The organism is Nakamurella sp. GG22 (assembly GCF_052976845.2).
In genome coordinates this window covers 63525-81365 of record NZ_JBRIIO020000003.1, presented here as the reverse complement: position 1 = coordinate 81365, position 17841 = coordinate 63525, and the positions used below count along the sequence as shown (strand labels likewise).

Sequence of the window (17841 nt, the reverse complement as noted above, 5' to 3'; positions counted from 1 at the left end):
CGGTGTGACGGTGCAGCTGCTTGTCATCTGGACGGTGAGGAGCCAACCGTTGATGGTGGTCATACCTTTCGCCAAATCGGAGCAGCGCGTCCGCCAAGCCATGCGCTGACCCAAGTCGGCGCCCGGCTCGCTCGCCGTTGGGTAGGTTGTGCTGATGGTCAATCCGGCGGACCCGCGACTCGCGAGTGCCCTGAACGCAGCCAATGGTGGCGATCGCCACTCTGAGATTGCCCGGGGCGTGCGGGAAATCCTGACGCCTGCGCTCGCACATTCGTCGGCCGGTATGCCCCCGGTGAATGTTGTTGATATCGGCGCCAATCCCATCGACGGCGACCCGCCCTACCGATTGCTGCTCGACGCTGGACTGTGCACCGTCACCGGGTTCGAACCACAACAGGACGCACTGGAAGCGCTCTACAAACTGGCCGGGCCCAATGAACAATATTTGCCGTACGCGGTCGGTGATGGCTTTCCCCATACGTTGTTCCATTGCGCAACATCCGGCTTTGCGAGCCTGCTCGAACCCGACGAGCAACAGCTGGACCTGTTGATCGACTTCCCACGATTGGCCAGAGTCACGGCGCGGGAGTTGATCGACACAAAGCGGCTCGACGATATCGCTGAGATCAACCGCATTGACCTGCTCAAGATCGATATCCAGGGCGGCGAGCTGTCCGTTCTGCGGAACGGGCGGGAGAAGCTCGCCACGGCGGTCGCCGTGCACACCGAGGTCGGGTTCCACCGCCTGTACCACGATCAACCGACCTTCGCTGACGTCGATCTCGAATTGCGCGATCAGGGCTTCGTCCCTCATCAGTTCGTCAGCACCCGGACCTGGCCGATGGCACCGGTCCAGTGGGCCGATCCGCTGCAACTGTCGGCCCGGCAACTGGTCGAATCCGATGTCCTCTACGTTCGCGACCCCGTCCGGATCGCCGAGTTGGACCACGGTCAGGTTGCTCGCCTGGTTCTGATCGCCGACGTGGTCTACCAGAGTTATGGGCTGGCTCTTCGCGGCGTCCTGGAACTGATCCGCCGTGGGGTGCTGGAGGAAAGCTCCGAAGAGGCGTACCGACTCTTGGCCGCCGCTCGATTGCCGACCTGACAGATGCCGACCTGACAGATGCCGACCTGACAGATGCCGACCTGACAGATGCCGACCTGACAGATGCAGACCTGACGGGGCCGATCGGCGACCGTCCTACCAGTCTCCCCACCAGCGCTCGAGGGAGACGTCGTCCGAAATCGCGTGAGCCACGAACTCCTCGACCGGACCGGCCGGAAAGCCCTGTGGCTTGAGGTCGTTTCTGCGAATCGACCTGGTCCGTCGGCCACGGATCTTGCCGGGGATCGCCCAGTCCCCCAGATCGCAGAAGCGGTGCAGCGGTGCCGTCAGTCGCACCGGCCGCTCGACCCAGACCTGAAAACGGGCTCGGTCCAGAATCTGGCTGGGCACGTCCCCCTGGTGGACACGCGGGTCATCGCACAGCAGCGGTGGAAGAGGAGCAGGAGATGTCGGGTCTGTCGAACAACCCTCGAACCACACCGCCGCGTCGCTGCCATCGAGCAGGCCGGCGACACACGCCACGACCGCCGCATCTGCGGCGGTTCCGACGGTGGCCCCGATGTACCGGATCACGATTTCCGGCTGCCTGAGAATCAGTCCGGTGCCGCGCGTCGACGGTAAGGCGATCTTCTGGGCAAGCCGCAGCGATTCGGTGTTCTTCGTGACGGGGTCCGCACCTCGACCGCCCGCATCCGGGCCGTCGTGCCACGCCACCGCATCGGCCTGATAGGAAAACTCCGCACCGGAAAGCCATGCGCGCCAACCGAAGTCCCAGTCCTCGCCGCCATATCCGACGAAGTCCGGATCAAATCCACCTGTTGCGGTCCATACCCGGCGATCCACCGCCAGGACTGCTGAAATGATCAACCGGAAGTCCTCATCGCCGGCTGACCGCAGGTCGTCGGTCCGTGCGTAACCGTCGAGCAACCACGTCGGTTCCTCCAGCAGCGTGATGCAGTCCGGCGCACAGTCGCCGCGCAGGAAGGCGAGCACCACTGCCTCATCGGCTGCCCGCAGATCGGCGTGCCGGCGGCGGCCGACCACCACGACACCGTGCCCCTCATCGCTCTCCCGGAGCTGTCCGGTGATGCTGGACAGGTATCGGCTCGTCGGGAAAGTGTCGCCATCGAGGAAGACCAGGAACTCGCCGCTCGCGGCTTCGGCTCCGAGGTTTCGGGCCGCAGCGGCCCGGAACCCTTCATCGGGCTGGGTCACGACGGTGCAGTCGTAACCCAGGTCGGTGGGAATCACCGGCGGCTCGGGCGAGCCGTCGTCGGCCACGACCACGTCGAATCGAACATCGCCTTCCTGCTGCTGCAAACTGCGCAACAGCAGGGTGAGCCGCGCCTGATCGTCGAAATAGGGAATGACCACGGACACATCGGGGCGGCCCTTGTTCATCGGCGCGCAGGGGTCATGGCGGGCGGCGTGATCATCCACCGGTCGCGGTTGTCGTCATACTCGACCAGACCGAGTTCGCGGAAGGCGCTCAGCCACCCCGCCATCGGCCAGAAGCCCCATCGTGCGTGGAAGATCGTTGCGTTCGTGACGATGTCACGAAGGTGCTGGACGGGCGGGTCCTGCGTTTCGTGGTACTGATGGAAGGCGTCGGCGCCACCGAGCCACCTGATGTTCACACCGGCGAGGAAGGCGTGGTAGCCGAAATCCGTGTCCTCGGCGCCGTAACCCTGGTAGTCCTCACGAAAGCCGCCCAGCCGTCGCCAGGTCACCTTCGAGACCGCGAACGACAGCGACCAGAACAAGGGCCAGTCCAGGGAATCAATCGATTCCCCGGCTTTCAGGGTCGGTCGGGCAGGGTGCGGCCGGCCGGCCAGTGCCACGGAATCGACGTCACCAGCATCGATCTCGGGGCCGAGATAGCGAACGACTCCGCAGTGCAGTGCCGGCGCAGCCTCGGATCGGGCGGCCTCGGCATAGCTCTCAACCAGGGACGGCGACGGCACGCAGTCGACATCCAGGAAGATCAAGATGTCCGCGCCCGCCGCCAGTGCCGCGGTGGCCCCGGCATTCCGGGCAGCCGCCAGCGGGAGGCCCTGGCCAACCGGAAGCCCCACCAGATGAATGGCGCAGCCGGAGCCGGCCAGCGGTCCGTGCAGGGTCAGCTGCAAGGCCTTGGGATCGTGCATCGCCACGACGACGTAGTGCTCGGGAAGCACTGTTCCGGACCGAAGGCCCCGTTGCTGATTGCGCAGATGATCGTGCCGACCGGACACGATGGTGATCACCGCGGTTGTCACCCGGCACCGCCCGCCCAGGCGCGGCCGGCAGCGACGTCGGCGGTCTCCATGTCACCGGTTTCCGCGCGAACCGCGTGTGCGGTGCGGTCCAGGAAGTGTGCTGCGCGGCGGGCCGAATCCGATGGCGCCCAGCGCGCCCACCGCCCACCATCGAGGGCTTGCGCGGATCGCAGCAGCTCCGGCCAGCGCGCAGGCGCCGGCCAGCGTTCGAGTGCGACCGCCAAGCCGGCGTCGCCCAACACGCGCGCGGTGGCCAGTTGTTCGTCATGCGGACGTTGTTCGGCGATCACCACAGCAGGTCGACGGGAGGCGGCGACCTCCGCGACAGCGCCCTGCCCACCGTGGGTGATGACGACATCGGCCCAGGCCAGCTGGTTCCAGACGGCGTCGTTCTCGTGCGGCGGAAGTCCTGCTGTCCGCCACTCCCAGTCGGGCGTTGCGGCCGCTGCGGCGGCGATCGCTGCAGTGGGGTTGCCCCGGCCGCCGGTTCCCCAGAGAACCAGAGCGCGGGCCCGTCCGCCGTGCTCGACCTTGGCCGGCGCCGGACGGTCGGCATACCGCGAGATCGCACCGGCGTGAAAGGTTTTCGCCCGCCACGCTTCCGGCCATTCGGTGACGGAGAACTCCGGCGCCCAGGCGGCCAGCAGCGCGTGCGCCGCGTCGTAGGCCGAGCGGTGCGGGCGGTCGAGGCGTTCACCCCGCATCGCGACCACGACGGTCGGCACACCCAGCAACCGGCACAGGGTGGCGACCTCTACCGACACGTCCACCACCATCAGGTCCGGGTCCGCGGCCTGGATCCAGTCGGCGATCAGCGCCATCCGGCGGCGCAACCCGGCGTCATGCCGCGGAACCCAGTGCAATGTGCCGTGCGCGGTGGGATCCACCGGCCGGCCCAGGTTGTCCAGCGGCAGGCTCACCCAGGGGCAAGCCCCGTCCACCGCCGGGAGCGAGCTGAGAACTGTCGGTGGCTCGGCGAGATGCGCTGCGATGGAACGCAATCGCTGCAGATGCCCGAGCCCCTGATGATGCACGTAGTACCCGATCACCGCCAGTCCCATCGCAGGACCGCATCCCGGTACACCCGCTCGTAGCCTCGGATCATCGCGCTCGACCCGCATTTGACGATTGCTCGGCTCCGGACCGCCCTGCGATCCAGACTCATCGCTTGGGCCATTGCGCGGACCGCACCATCCAGCTGGTCGACTGACAGGCCGTTGCTGTCGGCGGGAGGGAGGAGTCGTCCGGACTGCAGGTCGACGATCTCCGGTAAAGCGCCGCGGGCCAGCGCGACGACAGGTGTCCCACAGGCCATCGCCTCGGCGGCAACCAGGCCGAACGGTTCGTTCCATACCGGCGTCACCAGCGCGACCCCGCTGTGCCCGACCAGATCGGCCAGTTCCAGTTGATTCAGGTGGCCGACGTACCGGATTCGATCGCTCAGGTGCGGCACGACCTTCGCGGCGAAGTACTGCTCGTCGATCACGGGACCGGCGATGTTGAGGTCGCGTCCTGCGGCAAGAGCGATCTGGATCGCCAGGTGCGGGGCCTTCTCCGGGACGATCCGTCCGGTCCAGACCGCGTCGTCGCCGCCCGGGCCGAGTCGCCAGACCCGGGTGTCCACTCCGTTGCGGACGACCCGCGGGCGGATCAGGGGCTGCCATTGGCCGGCTGTCGCTCGGCTCACCGCGACGAACCCACCTGCCGATTGCGCGCCCGATCCGAGAACACTGGTGGCCCAGGGTAATCGCGGTGTGTGCAGGGTGGTGATCAGCGGGCATGGCAGGGTGTCCGCGCGTTCGACAGGGAAGGGGTGGACCGTGTTGTTGTGGATGATGTCGAATGCCCCGAGCATGCCGTTGTGCAGGTGGCCCATCAGCGAGGTGAAGGCCTGCAACTCGGCCGCCCGGACGACCGGATGCTCCGTCACGTCCTGCCGTTCCGAAGGATCACCGATCGGCAGTCCGCCGAACTCGTAGCCGACCATGTCAGGGTCACTGCCGACGGCGCCGGCGACCAGCACGGAATGCCCCCGCTTCCGCAGGCCGTGGGCGAGCGCGTACGTGTGCGCTTCCAGACCCCCGGCGAACGGCTCGGCGATCGGATAACGGAGGGAGGCGATGATCAGGATCTTGTACTTGTCCTGCGTGCTGGATGGCGGCAGTACGCGCGTCCTGGTCCTGCCGTCGGTCACCGGCACTCGCATTGCTGCAACTCCTCCTCGTTGACTGCGACGAGGTCCGTGGAGTCCAGAACGGTCTGTGTCGCGCATGATCCGTCGGCCCGGTGCGGGCCGATCGTTCACCGAGCAACTCCGCTCGCCCCGGCGTGGTACCCGCGAACGGTGGGTTTCAATCGGGCTGCACGAATTCGTCACATCCGTCGGCTCGGGTGGGAGTCCGCGCCGAGCGCACGGCGGTAGAGCTTCTCGTGCGCGGCGGCGATGTCCCGCCGCTGGCCGAGCCGGTCCGGGCGCGGCGGGCGAGCCGGTGAAAGGTCCTGGCGCAGGCGGCGAATGGTGTCGACAAAGGCCGTCTGATCAAGGGTGCCGTCCGTTCGCAGCGAGTAGGAGGGGTGCCCGTGCTGCTCCGCGTAATAGCCGGTGGCAGGCACCAGTGCGGCGGTTCCTAGATCGACGCAGGCCTCGAGCCACCCCGAGTGGGTCCCGAACCGGTAGGGCAGGACGCACAGATCGAGCGAGCCGAGATACTCCCAGAGTTCCTCGTCGGTGAACATCGGGTGCACGCTGATCTGCCACTGCCGATCATTGTGTTTGGGACGCAACCACTCTCGAAGCGCACGCGCTCTGCGCTCATCACGGGACGTGACTTCTGGGTGCAGATCCACCCGCACGCGGACATCAGGCAGATCACGAACGGCCGCTTCGAGCGCGACCAGCAACGGAAGCGGATCGATGTTGGCCCGAAGGTTCTTGGCATGGAGTCCGATGACGAACTCCTGGCGGTCGGCAGGACCCTGCGGCGCGGCCGGAATGCGATCCAGGGGCACGACATGAGGATGCGGGATCACGGCCGCCTGGCGGCCCCACCGGGCCTGGATGGCGGCTGCGGCGCCGTGCGTCAGGGTGATGATCTCCGTCGCCGCCGGGATGAGCACGTCTAGGTGCGCGCTGTGGTCTTCCTGTTCGACGAAGTGCGGGTTGACCAGGTCATGAACGGTCATCACCAGAGGCCTGTTGTGCCGCCCGAGTTCGTCCACCCAGCCTTGGAGGTCGTTGGGGTCCGCGGCGTCGAAGCCGAAATGCAGGTGCGCAACGTCGAACTCCTGATGGTGGTCGTGCACCCATCGGGCCTCGAGCATCACAGGCGGCCACCACTGGCCCGGTTGCGCGTCAGGGACGTTCGGTGGCGGGTCGGGGAGCCGGAGCACCGGATCGACGGACGGGGCCGACGTGCCCGGGCCCGGGGTCCCAACAGCCGGGGTGTCGTCATCCGGAGTGTCGACGGCAGCAAGATTGCGCACGTAGGCATGGTGCGACGGGATTGACGCCACCCTGATCTGGCTCGGGCCGGCCATGTCGTCCTTTCCCCTCAGGCGAACCGTCGGCGTCAGGCGCCGGTACCGTCCGCAGGATGCCCACCAACAGGCCTGTCGATGGTCGGACGCGACACTACGGAACTTTCTACGGCCTTGACCCCGCTGACCGTGCCGACACCGCGGGCCCGGACGACGGCGCCGACGACCGTCCGTTGTTGTTGGTGTGGGGCAATTGTCAGGCAGAGGCGATTCGGGTTCTGCTGTCCGGTTCGCCGACGCTCAACGCACGGGCGGTGCGGATCCCACCGGTCTTCGAGTTGGCCGAGTCCGATTTAGATCCGCTGCGCCGTCTCGTTGCCCGGGCCAGTTTTCTCATCGCCCAGCCGGTCAAGGACGACTATCGCAGCCTGCCTTTGGGCACGGCGCAGGTGGCCGCAATGCTGCCGACCGGGGGCACGGTGATCCGATGGCCGGTCGTGCGGTGCGCGGCGTACCACCCGCTCCAGGTGATCATCCGTGACCCGTCGGATGCATCGAGGGAGCCACCGGTCGTGCCGTACCACGACCTGCGAACGGTGGCGTCCGCCCGCACCGGAATTGACCTGCTGACTGCGGATATTCCCGTGAGCGCCTGTCGGGCCGTCGCCGACGCCTCGCTGGCAGAACTCCGCCGGCGGGAGGTCTCGCAGTGCGATATTTCGATCTCGGATCTTTTCGAACATCCCGAACGGGGCGACATGTTCACCATCAACCACCCGGGGAACAGGGTGCTGCTGGAGCTGGCCCGCCGCATCCAGCTGGCCCTCGGCGGGCTGCCGGACGGTGTCGACCCCGGCCGCGACCTGCTGGGCGATGTTCGAGCTCCCATGCCCGGGGCGGCTCTGGCCGCGCTGGGTCTGGCCGGGTCCGGATCGTCGACCTGGCAGCTGGGTGATCGCACTGTTTCATCGGAGGAGGTGCACCGCGCGCAGTGGCAGTGGTACCGGGACAACCCGCAGGTGGTTGACGCGGGCTACTCCCGGCATCGCGAAACTCTGGACCTCTTCGGCCTGGCATGACGGCCGCGAGTGTCACGCCGAGCGGGACGAGCGGCCTCGACGCGACGATCGTCATGGGCTGGTGTGGACCCGAACAACACGGCATCACCCGCTTCGCCCGGCAGATCGCCTCGGCGGCAATCAGTCTCGGCTTCGCAGGCGCGGTGATGCACGAAGCGCAACCGCATCGACTCATCGGTCTGGTCGATCGGCTGCCGGGGGAGACCCGGCTTTTGCATCTGCAGCTGAATGACTGGCTCTTCGCCGACGCGGGGCTCGATGCCGATGCCTTCATCGACCAGCTGGCAGACCGCTTGCGGAGCCGGCGGGTGGCGCTCGCGGTGACAGTGCATGATCTCCCGCAGGCGTCGGACGGCCCAACCCTGTACCAACGCCGCTGCGGCACCTATCGGCACCTGATCGCGTCCGCCGTCGGTGTTGTCGTCTCCAGCGAGCACGAAAGTCTTCTGCTGCAGGAGGCGCTCGGCGATACAGCTGCGGCTGCCACACCTGAGCCGCGGCCGCACGGGACACCACTGACGGTCATACCGCTGCCGATCGACCCCTTGGCACCGTTCCGCCCGACCGGCACCGCGTCGACCCACCTGTCCGACGGGACGCTGCGACCGGAACCTGGGGACCCGGGGCCGACCATCGGGATCTTCGGCTACGTCTACCCCGGCAAGGGGCATCGGGAAGTGGTCGAGGAGGTGATGGGGATCGATCCGGCGCCGGTGGTCGTCGCAGTGGGCAGGGCCGCGGCGCGTCATGCCGAACTCCTCGACGAACTGACCTGTTTCGCCGGACGTCGCGGAATCCTGTTCCGCTGTACAGGTTATGTCCCGGACAGCGACCTGCAGGACATGCTCCGTGAAGTGACGGTTCCGGTGGCGCCGCACACCCACATTTCCGCATCCGGTTCGATCAACTCCTGGCTCGCCGCCGGGCGCCGGCCGCTCGTCCCGGCCGGGAGGTACGTCGACGAGCTCGAGCGACGGATGCCCGGTGCGCTGTGGATCTACCAGCCCGGCGAGCTCCGGCCGAATGTCGAACGGGCCATCGCAGATCCCGAACTGACCTGGCTGTCCAAGGATGTTCAGGTCGGTCCGACCACATTGGTGGTGGCGCAGCGCTACCTCGAATGGCTGCGGCAGCGGGCTGCCGAGGTGGCCGAAGGGTGAGCCGGCCGGCCCGTCGCGACTGGCGCGGTCAAGCTGGACAACAGGCACCAATTCGAGAGATCAGCGGCAGCATCTGCAATCGTCGCCACAGCCATCCGGTACCGAATCGCCCTGCTCAGCAACCGTTGCCGGCGCGCAACACGCGTCGCCGCGCCAGGCATCACGCCCTTCTTTGACCGCGACAGCGGCGATGAAGAGCGCGGCGATCGGGTCGGCCCAGGACCATCCGAACAGCGAGTTCAGCGCGAGTCCGATCAGCAAAACCCCGGACAGATAGGTACACAGCAGCGTCTGCTTGGAATCCGCGACCGCCGAATGCGAATTCAACTGCTTGCCGGCTCGCCGCTGCCCATAGGACAACCACGGCATCACCAGCAGACTCACCCCGGCCAGGACCAACCCCACCGTCGAGTGCCGGGCTTCGGATCCGCCGATCAGCGAGGTGAGCGCATCGACAGTCACATATGCCGCGAGCGCGAAGAACGACCAAGCGATGAACCGGAGCGCCACCCGCTCACGTGTCTCCGGGTCCTTCGCGGAGAACTGCCAGGCGACCGCGGCCGCGGACGAGACTTCGATGATCGAGTCCAAACCGAACCCGATCAATGCGGTCGACGACGCCACAGCGCCGGCAGTGATCGCCACAACCGCCTCGATGACGTTGTACGTGATCGTCGCCGCGACGAACAGGCGGATCCGTCTGGACAGCACAGCTCTCCGCGCCGCGTCCGGTGTCAGTACGGTCAACGGCGACGAGGTGGCCATCAGCAGCAGCCGTCGGCTTCAGCCGCGGCGCAATGAGCCGGATCGACGGCCAGCACCACGCCGAGCAGATCGGTCAGGGCGTGGCCCAAGCGGGCGTCGGCCAATTCGTAACGAGTGCGACGGCCTTCCGGCACCGCGACGACCACACCACAACCCCGCAGGCAACCGAGGTGATTGGACAGGCTCTGTCGCGAAACCTGCAGCGACTCAGCGAGTTCGGCTGGATAAGCAGGGGCTTCGCGCAACGCCAACAACACACGCACCCTGGTGGGATCCGACAAAGCATGGCCGAACCGGGCAAGCACCGAGACGTGAGTCAGCAGCTCCATCGGCCCGACAGTACATCCGTTGATGAATCCAGCCAAGGATTTATCACCATCGGTTCATCTGTGGGGGCGACAACGCCCGGGATCGACAGAAAGGCGAGATGTGTCGTTCAGGACGGGGCATCCGCCGGCGTGCGGTCGATGCCGGCGAGCTGTAACAGTCGGCGAGCCCGGTCGGCGACGGGCAGGTCGACGAACTCGCCGCTCGGCAGTTGGAACGCTTCCCCTCCGGCGGCGTCGAAGGCGTCGACCACTTCATGGGCCCAGGCGATCTCGCTGTCGGTAGGGGTGAACACCTCGTTCAGGATGTCGAGTTGCCTGGGATGAATCGCTGACTTGCCGAAGAAACCCAGCGACCGGGCGAACTCGGCCTGCTCGCGCAGCCCGTCCGGGTCATCGAGGTGCGGGTACACGCTGTCGATGGGCGGTTCGATCCCGGCGGCGCGAGATGATAGCACGAGATGCGAACGCACGTAGAGGGTTTGCAGGTTCCCACCGGTGGTGTTCAGGTCACGTTGGAGGTCCACCCCGCCCATTGCGAGGTACCGGACCCCGGGTACGGCGGCGATCTCCTGCGCGGCCAGCACCCCACGGGCACTTTCGATGGCGCAGATGACGGGTTTGCCGGGGGCGCGTGCGGTGACCCATTGCACGTCGGCGGCGGACTCGACCTTGGGGATCCGGATGCCGAAGGAATGGTCGGCAACAGCGTCCAGGTCGGCCCGACACCAGGCCGTTCGTGCGGCGTTGACCCGCACCCAGGCAGGGTGGCCGGTCAGCACTTCGGCGACCATTCCCCGGGCGGTGGCTTTCGCCTCGGGCGGAACCGCGTCCTCCAGATCGAGCATCACGGCGTCGGCCCCGGCATCGAACACCTTGGCCAGCAGTTTCGCGTTGTGCCCGGGTGCGAAGAGATAGCTGCGGTCCATCAGACGACACCGCTGCTGCGGAGCTCGTCGAGTTTGTCACCGGAAATACCGAGAAGGTCATCCAACACGCTGTCGGTGTCCTGGCCGAGCCGGCGGCCGCCATGCCGGATGGCACCCGGGGTGCCGCCCATCCGGAAGATCAGGTTCTGCATCTTGAGAGGACCGAGGTCCTCGTCGTCGATGGTGGTGATGACTTCCCTTTCCAGCACATGGGGATCGGTCATCAGCTGCTCGATGTCGTACACCGGGGCGAGCGCGGCGCCGGCTGCCTGGAAGGCGGCAGAGACCTCTTCGTAGTCGCGTGCTCCGATCCACTCGGCGACCGGGGCATCGATCATGTCGGCGTGTGTGACCCGTTCCCCGGCTTGCGGGAACCAGGGTTGCTCGGCGATGTCCGGCCGGCCCACCAGGTGCATGACCTGCTGCGCGATGGAGGTGGCGCTGGCCGAGATCGCCACCCACCGGCCGTCCCTCGTGAGATACGCATTCCGGGGCGCGTTGTTGGTGGAGCGGTTTCCGTGCCGGCCGGAGATGATGCCGAGTTGGTCGTAGACGCTGGGTCCGGGGCCGAGGATGCCGACGAGAGGTTCCAGCAGGGACAGGTCGATGATCTGCCCGGTGCCGTTGTTGGCGTCCCGGTGGTAGAGGGCGAGCATGACGGCGTAGGCGCCGGTGAGTCCGGCGACTCCATCGGCGAGACCGAACGGTGGCAGGTCGGCGGCCCGGTTTCCTCGCCGGTTTGGTGAGCCAGACCGCTCATCGCCTCGGCCAGGGTGCCGAACGCCCGGCGGGTGGCGTACGGCCCGGTCTGGCCGAAGCCGGTGACCCGCAGGACCACCAGCGCCGGGTTGATCTTCTGCAGCTCGGCCGGTCCGAGGTTCCATTTCTCCAGCACCCCGGGTCGGAAGTTCTCGATCACCACGTCGGCCTGGGCGACCAGTCGGCGCAGGATGTCCTGGCCCTCCGGGGTGCCGAAATTGAGGGTGATCGTTCGCTTGTTGCGGGCGATGACCTTCCACCACAGGCCGTGGCCGTCCTTGGTGAGACCGTGCGAGCGGGCCGGGTCACCCCGGGGGTGTTCGACCTTGATGACGTCGGCGCCCCAGTCGCCGAGCAGCATCGCGGTGATCGGCGCCGCATAGACCGTGCCGAGGTCGAGTACCCGCAGGCCGGCCAAGGGGCCGCCGACGGGAGGCGTCGGCGGTGCCTGTCCGGTCTGGCTACCAGGTGCTACGGAGGTGGTCGGCATGATCGGCTCGTTCTCCTCGGATGTAATGACTGCAGGGCGGCGGCGTCGTGGGGTGGCGTGTCGGGGTGGGCCCCGACCGCGGGCGCGCGGCGAAGCCCGGTGGGGGACCGGTGTGACCGGTCCCCCACCGAGATCTGAAGTAGGGCGGTAGTTGTTGTGCGGGAGCGTTATTCGTTGTAGCCGAACAGCGAGTTCCACATCGCCTGATCCTCCTTGGCGTAGCCCTTGGCGTCCGGCGGGAGGATCCGGTGAACCTTCTCGGACTCGAAAGGCGGGAACTGCTCGCCCAGGATCAGCGGAGGATCGACGTCGGTCCGCACGGAGTACTCGCCCAGCTCGCGGAACACGTTCTGACCGCGCTGCGACAGGTTCCAGTTCAGAAAGACCTTGGCAGCGTCGACATGCGTTGCAGTGGAGGCGATCCCGGTGTAGTAGTCGTACACCGCGAAGCCCTCTTCGGGAATGACGAACTGCACGGGGGCGTTGCGGGCCTGCGCCAGGTTGACCGCACTGACCACCGTGGTCCCCACCTGCACCTCACCGCGGGCCAGGCTGTCCAGTTCGGCTCCGAGCGAGTCGAAGATCCGGGGCCGGTTTTCGGCGTAGGCCGTGAGGAAATCGTCACCCAGGACGGACCTCTGGAATCGGGTCAGGGCGAGTGCGCTGCCGCCGGCACCGACCTGGGCGATGCCAATTTTGCCGTTCATCGCCGGGTTGGTCATCACAGACCATGAGGTCGGCGCTTCCTCCGCCGAGATGATCGCAGTGTTGTATCCGAAGGTGTAGATCGGGTCGAAGGTGCGGTAGTACTTGTCGCCGTCGAAAGCCACGTCGTCCTGGAGGTTTTCGGCGGTGTCCGGGGTGTACGGCTGGAAGACGCCCTTCTCGCTCAGTGAACTGGCGAACCCGGAGTCGGAGGTGCGCACGACGTCGGCCTTGAGCTTGCCGGCGCCGTACTCGGCGGAAATCCGCTCGAACAGCCTGTTCGGCGTGAGCCGGACAACATTGACCTCCAGCCCGGTGTCGGCCTTGAACTGCTTGAGGAGCGCGGCCTCGGTGTTCTCGGTGTACCCGGTGTAGAGGTTGATGCTTCCCTCTGCGACGGCGGCGTCCCACAGTTTCTTGTCGGCGATCTGCTCCCCGTTGACGACAAGACCATTGCTGGTCTCGATGGAGCGGGCCGGTTCGACGACCTCTTTGGGGGCCGGCGGCGGCGCGCAGGCCGCGGTGGCCATCGCCACCAGTCCAGCGGCGACCGCGAGAACGCCGGTCCTACGGATGGTTCGAGTTGAGCTGGTCATGTCAGGCCACATCCTTGGCGCCGAAGCGGCGGGCGAGAACTGCGAGGATTCCGATGACCACGATGTAGAGCAGGCTCAGTTCGGCGGCCTGCTGGAAGGACCCGTTGTCGTACGCGTCGAAGATCGCGATGGACAGCAGGCGGGTATCGGACGTGAACAGGAACAGCACGGCGGTCAGTTCCCGCATGCCGAGCATCAGCAGCAACAGGAAGGTGGACGACAGGCCGACCCGGAGCAGCGGCACGGTGACGAACGAGATCGCCTTCGGGCGGCGGGCGCCGAGCATGATGGCGCTGTCCTCGAGGTCCTTGTCCAGCTGCACGATGGACGAGGACACCCCGCGGTACCCCTGCGGAATGAACACCGCGATACAGGCGATGACCAGCACGATCAAGGTGCCGTACACCGGGATCGGCAACGTCAGCCAGGTCCACAGCAGGCCGAGACCGAGCACGATGGCAGGGATGGCCAGCGGCAGCATCGCGATGTACTCCAGCCACTTGCGGCCCCAGGCGTTGGTGCGATACCTGGTGTACGACAACGCGAAACACAGTGCGGTACCGATGAATGCGGTACCGAGCCCGACGATGACGCTGTTCTGCAGGACGTGCCAGAACTCCGGGTCCTGCAGGGTCTGACCCATCGAGTAGAACGACAGAGCGCCGGGTTCGAACAGCTGGGACAGCTGACCCAGGTAGGGACTGGTCTGCAGAGCGGAGATCAGCAGCGCCCCGATCGGCAGCACCACGGCGAGCAGGAAGTACACCCACGCGACGATCGCGGCGGGCCAGCGCCAGTTGCGCAGCGGGACCCGGCGGGCGCGGACACCCTTGCCGCTGACGGTCGTGTACTGCTTCTTCGCGACCGTGCGCTGTTGCACGAACACCACCACCATCAGCAACGCGGTGAGCACGACGGCAATGGCGGCAGCGGCGTTCTGCCGGGAAGGGGAGGCGTTCATCAGCCGGTAGATCAGGGTCGGCAGGGTGTCGATCTGACCGGGCACACCGATCACCTGGGCAACCGGGAAGTTCTCGACGGTCAGTGCGAAGACCAGGATCCCGGATCCGACGATCGCCGGCATGACCAACGGAAAGGTGATGGTGCGCAGCATCTTCGTCAACGGGGCTCCGTGCAGGCTGGCCGCGTCCTCCAGGTCGGGATTCATCAGGGACAGCGCCGAGTGGACCATCAGGAACGTGTACGGGGCGTAGTACAGGCCGAGGACGAAGATCAGCCCACCGAAGCTGTAGATGTTGATCAGGTCGGGTACCCCGATGGCGCGGGCGACGACGTTGATGAAGCCGGATGCCGGGCTACCCAGCTGCGCCCAGGCCAGTGCGCCGACGAGGGCGGGCAGGAACAGCGGGGCGATACCGAAGAAGTAGATCAGCTTGCGGCCGGGGACATTGGTGCGGGCGGCGAGGAAGGCCATCCCGGAGCCGATGACGAGCGCCACGATGGAGGAGCCGAGCCCGACCAGTGCGGAGTTGAGCATTGCGGACAGGGCGCTGGAGGTGAACAGGACCTTGAAGTTGGCGACGGTGAAGGCGGCCTCGCCGAGCGAGCCGGGTCCGGGACTGGTGTCGGTGAAGGCGGCCAGCAGGACGAACCCGACCGGGAAGAGGACGAGCACCGCCAGGATGATCAGCTGCAGTCCGGAGGGGAGGACTTTCTTGGCGGTGCGGGCGGCGGCCGAGGTGTGTTTCGGCTGGACCGGTGGCGTCGGCGCGGACGGCGGTCGGGTGATGGTCGCGGTCATGCTGCCACCGCCGTTGCCGCCGCCGTTGCCGCCGAGGGGGACGCCAGGACAGGAGACGCGGTGTCGTCCTTGAGGACCTGCGCGGCATTGGGCGACACCCGCACGGTCGCGGTATCGCCGGTGCTGAGCCAGTCGCCGGCCTGCGGCATGGCGATGGCCTCCACCACCGGTCCCTGCTCCAGGGTGATCCGGTAGCGCACGGTGGCGCCCTGGAAGCTGGCGACGTCGATGTGACCGCGCCAGATTCCGGGACCCGTCGGGTCGCCGGCACCCGCCTTGGACACCAGCAGGTCCTCGGCCCGCAGGCACAGGCTGGTCGGACCGGTCCCGGTGGGAACCTCGGCGACCGGCAAGGAGACCGGGTAGTCGGCGAGGGTGGCGATGTGCTGGTTACCGTCCTTGGTGACGGTGCAGGCGAAGATGTTGCCCACCCCGAGGAAGTCGGCGATCGACTTGGTCGACGGCGCGGCGTAGATCTCCTGGGGGGTGCCGATCTGCACGATCCGGCCGTGCTGCATCAGGGCGATCCGGTCGGCCAGGGCGAAGGCCTCGATCTGGTCGTGGGTGACGTACACGGTGGTCAGGTTCAGGTCGAGCTGGATCTCACGCAGTTCGATCCGCAGCCGCTCCCGCAGCCGGGCGTCGAGGTTGGACAGCGGCTCATCGAGCAGCAGCACGCTGGGCTGCATGACCAGGCTCCGGGCCAGCGCGACCCGCTGCATCTGGCCACCGGAAAGCTGGCTGGCACCACGGCTTTCGAAGTCCGACAGGCCCACGACGGCGAGGGCCTTGCGGACCCGCTTGATGGCCTCGTCCTTCGGAACCTTCTTCATCTTGAGCGAGAACCCGACGTTCTCGGCGACGGTCCGGTGCGGCCACACGGCGTAGGACTGGAAGACCATCCCGACGTTGCGCTTGTACGGGGCCACGCTGACCTGCCGCTCGGAGTCGTGCACAACGGTGTCGCCGATGGTGATCCGGCCGCCGCTGGGCTGCTCGAGCCCGGCGATGCACCGCATCGTGCTGGTCTTGCCACAACCTGACTGGCCCAGCAGGACCAGCGATTCGCCGTCGGCGATCTCCAGGTCCAGCTCTTTGACGACCGTGTTGCCGCTGTACTGCAGGCTCAGGTTCTCGAGGGTGATCTTCATTGGTCTTCCTCTCCGACACGACGTCTCCATCGTGACGGCTCGGCTGGTGCGGGGATAGGGGTACTGCGGTACGGCGGTACGGCGGCGGAACGGTCAGGCGACGGTGGTCGCGGCGCGGCGGGCGGTGGGCTTGCTGTCGGCAATGTCCGTCGAGGTCGTGGTGGCGGGGATGTAGACCAGGGCATCGACGATGCGGCGGGAGTTGCGGCGGAACGCTGCGGACCGGCCGGCGGTGTCGTCGGTGATCGCGACCGTGATCGGTCCGCTGAGGGTGCCGATCCGGTACGACGGCCGGGCCGGGGCCAGGTCGTGGACAAGGCTGCCGGAGATCGTGGCGGCGGCGGCCAACGCGACCGCGCTGGTGAGCCCGATCGCCGGGTGCGGGGCGCTCATCGAGATCATCCGGGCATTCAGCTCGACCTCGTCGTCCCGGCCACCGGACACGATCCCGACCTTGGGTACCGACTGGTCGTTGTCCGGGAGCCCCATGGCGCGGGCTGCGCTGCGCCGCAGTTCGGCGAAGAACGGCATCTTCTCGGCGACAGCGTCGGCGTCGTCGGTGCCGGTCAGGCCGATCGCCTCGGCGCGGATCACCGCAACGGGTGCGCCGGCGTCGATCAGGGTGGCCGGGTAGTCCGCCCCGGCGACGGTCAGCCGATCGACCGGGTTGCCGGTGGGCAGCAGGGTTCCGTGGGTGGACCAGGTCTGCTCCGTGAAGCCCAGGTCGACCGGCACCCCCGGGAAGGGCACGCCGCGAACCAGTTGCCCGCCCTGGGACGGGGCGGTCCCATCGGGCGTGGGAACGGTGGCCCGCAGCACGAGTCCGGTGGTGGTGTTGACCATGGAGAACTCGGTGACGTCGTCGCCGAGCCCGACGAGTTCGTGCTGGACGACGTAGAGCGCCAGCGCTGTCGCGCAGTTGCCGCAGTTGCTCAGCCACTCCACCCGCGGGTGATCGACGCTGACCTGTGCGAACGAGTACCTGACCAGGTCGCGCGGATCACCCGGACCACGGGTCTCGACGATGATCGCCTTGCTGGTCGTCGACGTCGCACCGCCGATCCCGTCGATCTGGCGCAGGTCGGGGCTACCGAACGCGCGGAGAAGAAACTCGTCACGGGTTACCGGGAGTGCGTCGACGTCGGACGCCCGAAAGATCCAGCACTTGCTGGTCCCTCCCCGCACCCAGGACGCCGGCACCGCCAACTCCGCGGAACCCACTTCAATGTCGCTCATCAGCCCTCGCTACATCCATCGGTATGTGTGTGGGTACTACTGTATACACTGGGATTCAGGAGTCAACAGGTGTGTCCCAGAT

Annotated in this window: 16 protein-coding genes and 1 pseudogene; 4 read left to right on the top strand and 13 right to left on the bottom strand. The window is 67.1% G+C overall.

Annotated features, from left to right (window positions below; genetic code table 11):
- The first annotated feature begins 154 nt into the window (after positions 1–154).
- Positions 155–1105, top strand: a complete 951-nt coding sequence (locus tag ACVBEQ_RS04570) for an FkbM family methyltransferase (protein ID WP_447152249.1) — start codon at positions 155–157, stop codon at positions 1103–1105.
- Entirely contained in the window at positions 1093–1299 is a 207-nt protein-coding gene (locus ACVBEQ_RS04565) for a pentapeptide repeat-containing protein (protein ID WP_447152488.1), read from the top strand. Before ACVBEQ_RS04570 ends, ACVBEQ_RS04565 begins: the two co-directional genes overlap by 13 nt.
- On the opposite strand, the gene ACVBEQ_RS04560 is transcribed toward ACVBEQ_RS04565, so the two are convergent.
- The 5 genes from ACVBEQ_RS04560 to ACVBEQ_RS04540 form a co-directional block, all read right to left on the bottom strand.
- Positions 1202–2506 (bottom strand): glycosyltransferase family 2 protein, encoded by a 1305-nt coding sequence (locus ACVBEQ_RS04560; RefSeq protein WP_447152248.1) that lies wholly within the window; start codon positions 2504–2506, stop codon positions 1202–1204. The two genes, ACVBEQ_RS04565 and ACVBEQ_RS04560, sit on opposite strands and share 98 nt — an antisense overlap.
- Positions 2464–3324 carry a glycosyltransferase family 2 protein gene (locus ACVBEQ_RS04555; RefSeq protein WP_447152247.1) on the bottom strand — a complete coding sequence of 287 codons (861 nt, stop codon included), beginning with the start codon at positions 3322–3324 and terminating at the stop codon, positions 2464–2466. Before ACVBEQ_RS04555 ends, ACVBEQ_RS04560 begins: the two co-directional genes overlap by 43 nt.
- A complete protein-coding gene (locus tag ACVBEQ_RS04550) occupies positions 3321–4385 on the bottom strand; it encodes a glycosyltransferase (RefSeq protein ID WP_447152246.1) in 1065 nt (354 codons plus the stop codon). The genes ACVBEQ_RS04555 and ACVBEQ_RS04550 overlap by 4 nt, the downstream gene beginning before the upstream one ends.
- Positions 4370–5530 (bottom strand): glycosyltransferase, encoded by a 1161-nt coding sequence (locus ACVBEQ_RS04545; protein ID WP_447152245.1) that lies wholly within the window; start codon positions 5528–5530, stop codon positions 4370–4372. Before ACVBEQ_RS04545 ends, ACVBEQ_RS04550 begins: the two co-directional genes overlap by 16 nt.
- Before the next feature lie 167 nt (positions 5531–5697).
- Complete coding sequence (locus tag ACVBEQ_RS04540; RefSeq protein ID WP_447152244.1) at positions 5698–6861, bottom strand: glycosyltransferase family protein; 1164 nt, start codon at positions 6859–6861, stop codon at positions 5698–5700.
- Between the two features lie 56 nt (positions 6862–6917).
- Between ACVBEQ_RS04540 and ACVBEQ_RS04535 the strand changes: the two genes are divergently transcribed.
- Together ACVBEQ_RS04535 and ACVBEQ_RS04530 are read left to right on the top strand one after the other, a co-directional pair.
- Positions 6918–7880 (top strand): WcbI family polysaccharide biosynthesis putative acetyltransferase, encoded by a 963-nt coding sequence (locus ACVBEQ_RS04535; protein ID WP_447152243.1) that lies wholly within the window; start codon positions 6918–6920, stop codon positions 7878–7880.
- Entirely contained in the window at positions 7877–9040 is a 1164-nt protein-coding gene (locus tag ACVBEQ_RS04530) for a glycosyltransferase family protein (protein ID WP_447152242.1), read from the top strand. Before ACVBEQ_RS04535 ends, ACVBEQ_RS04530 begins: the two co-directional genes overlap by 4 nt.
- 60 nt (positions 9041–9100) lie before the next feature.
- On the opposite strand, the gene ACVBEQ_RS04525 is transcribed toward ACVBEQ_RS04530, so the two are convergent.
- The 8 genes and pseudogenes from ACVBEQ_RS04525 to ACVBEQ_RS04490 all read right to left on the bottom strand — a co-directional run bounded on the left by ACVBEQ_RS04525 (position 9101) and on the right by ACVBEQ_RS04490 (position 17759).
- Entirely contained in the window at positions 9101–9805 is a 705-nt protein-coding gene (locus ACVBEQ_RS04525; RefSeq protein WP_447152241.1) for a cation diffusion facilitator family transporter, read from the bottom strand.
- On the bottom strand, positions 9805–10134 hold the full coding sequence (locus ACVBEQ_RS04520) for an ArsR/SmtB family transcription factor (RefSeq protein ID WP_447152487.1): 330 nt from the start codon (positions 10132–10134) through the stop codon (positions 9805–9807). The genes ACVBEQ_RS04525 and ACVBEQ_RS04520 overlap by 1 nt, the downstream gene beginning before the upstream one ends.
- Before the next feature lie 107 nt (positions 10135–10241).
- The gene (locus tag ACVBEQ_RS04515) at positions 10242–11060 is read right to left on the bottom strand and encodes an HpcH/HpaI aldolase/citrate lyase family protein (RefSeq protein ID WP_447152240.1); all 819 of its coding nucleotides are present in this window, start codon (positions 11058–11060) and stop codon (positions 10242–10244) included.
- Positions 11060–12309 (bottom strand): annotated as a pseudogene (locus tag ACVBEQ_RS04510) (CaiB/BaiF CoA transferase family protein). The gene ACVBEQ_RS04515 and the pseudogene ACVBEQ_RS04510 overlap by 1 nt, the downstream one beginning before the upstream one ends.
- Before the next feature lie 167 nt (positions 12310–12476).
- The gene (locus tag ACVBEQ_RS04505; RefSeq protein WP_447152239.1) at positions 12477–13610 is read right to left on the bottom strand and encodes an ABC transporter substrate-binding protein; all 1134 of its coding nucleotides are present in this window, start codon (positions 13608–13610) and stop codon (positions 12477–12479) included.
- 1 nt (position 13611) lies between these two features.
- A complete protein-coding gene (locus ACVBEQ_RS04500) occupies positions 13612–15372 on the bottom strand; it encodes an ABC transporter permease (protein ID WP_447152238.1) in 1761 nt (586 codons plus the stop codon).
- Positions 15369–16523 (bottom strand): ABC transporter ATP-binding protein, encoded by a 1155-nt coding sequence (locus tag ACVBEQ_RS04495; RefSeq protein ID WP_447152237.1) that lies wholly within the window; start codon positions 16521–16523, stop codon positions 15369–15371. Before ACVBEQ_RS04495 ends, ACVBEQ_RS04500 begins: the two co-directional genes overlap by 4 nt.
- 93 nt (positions 16524–16616) lie before the next feature.
- A complete protein-coding gene (locus ACVBEQ_RS04490) occupies positions 16617–17759 on the bottom strand; it encodes a PrpF domain-containing protein (RefSeq protein ID WP_447152236.1) in 1143 nt (380 codons plus the stop codon).
- Positions 17760–17841: the final 82 nt, after the last annotated feature.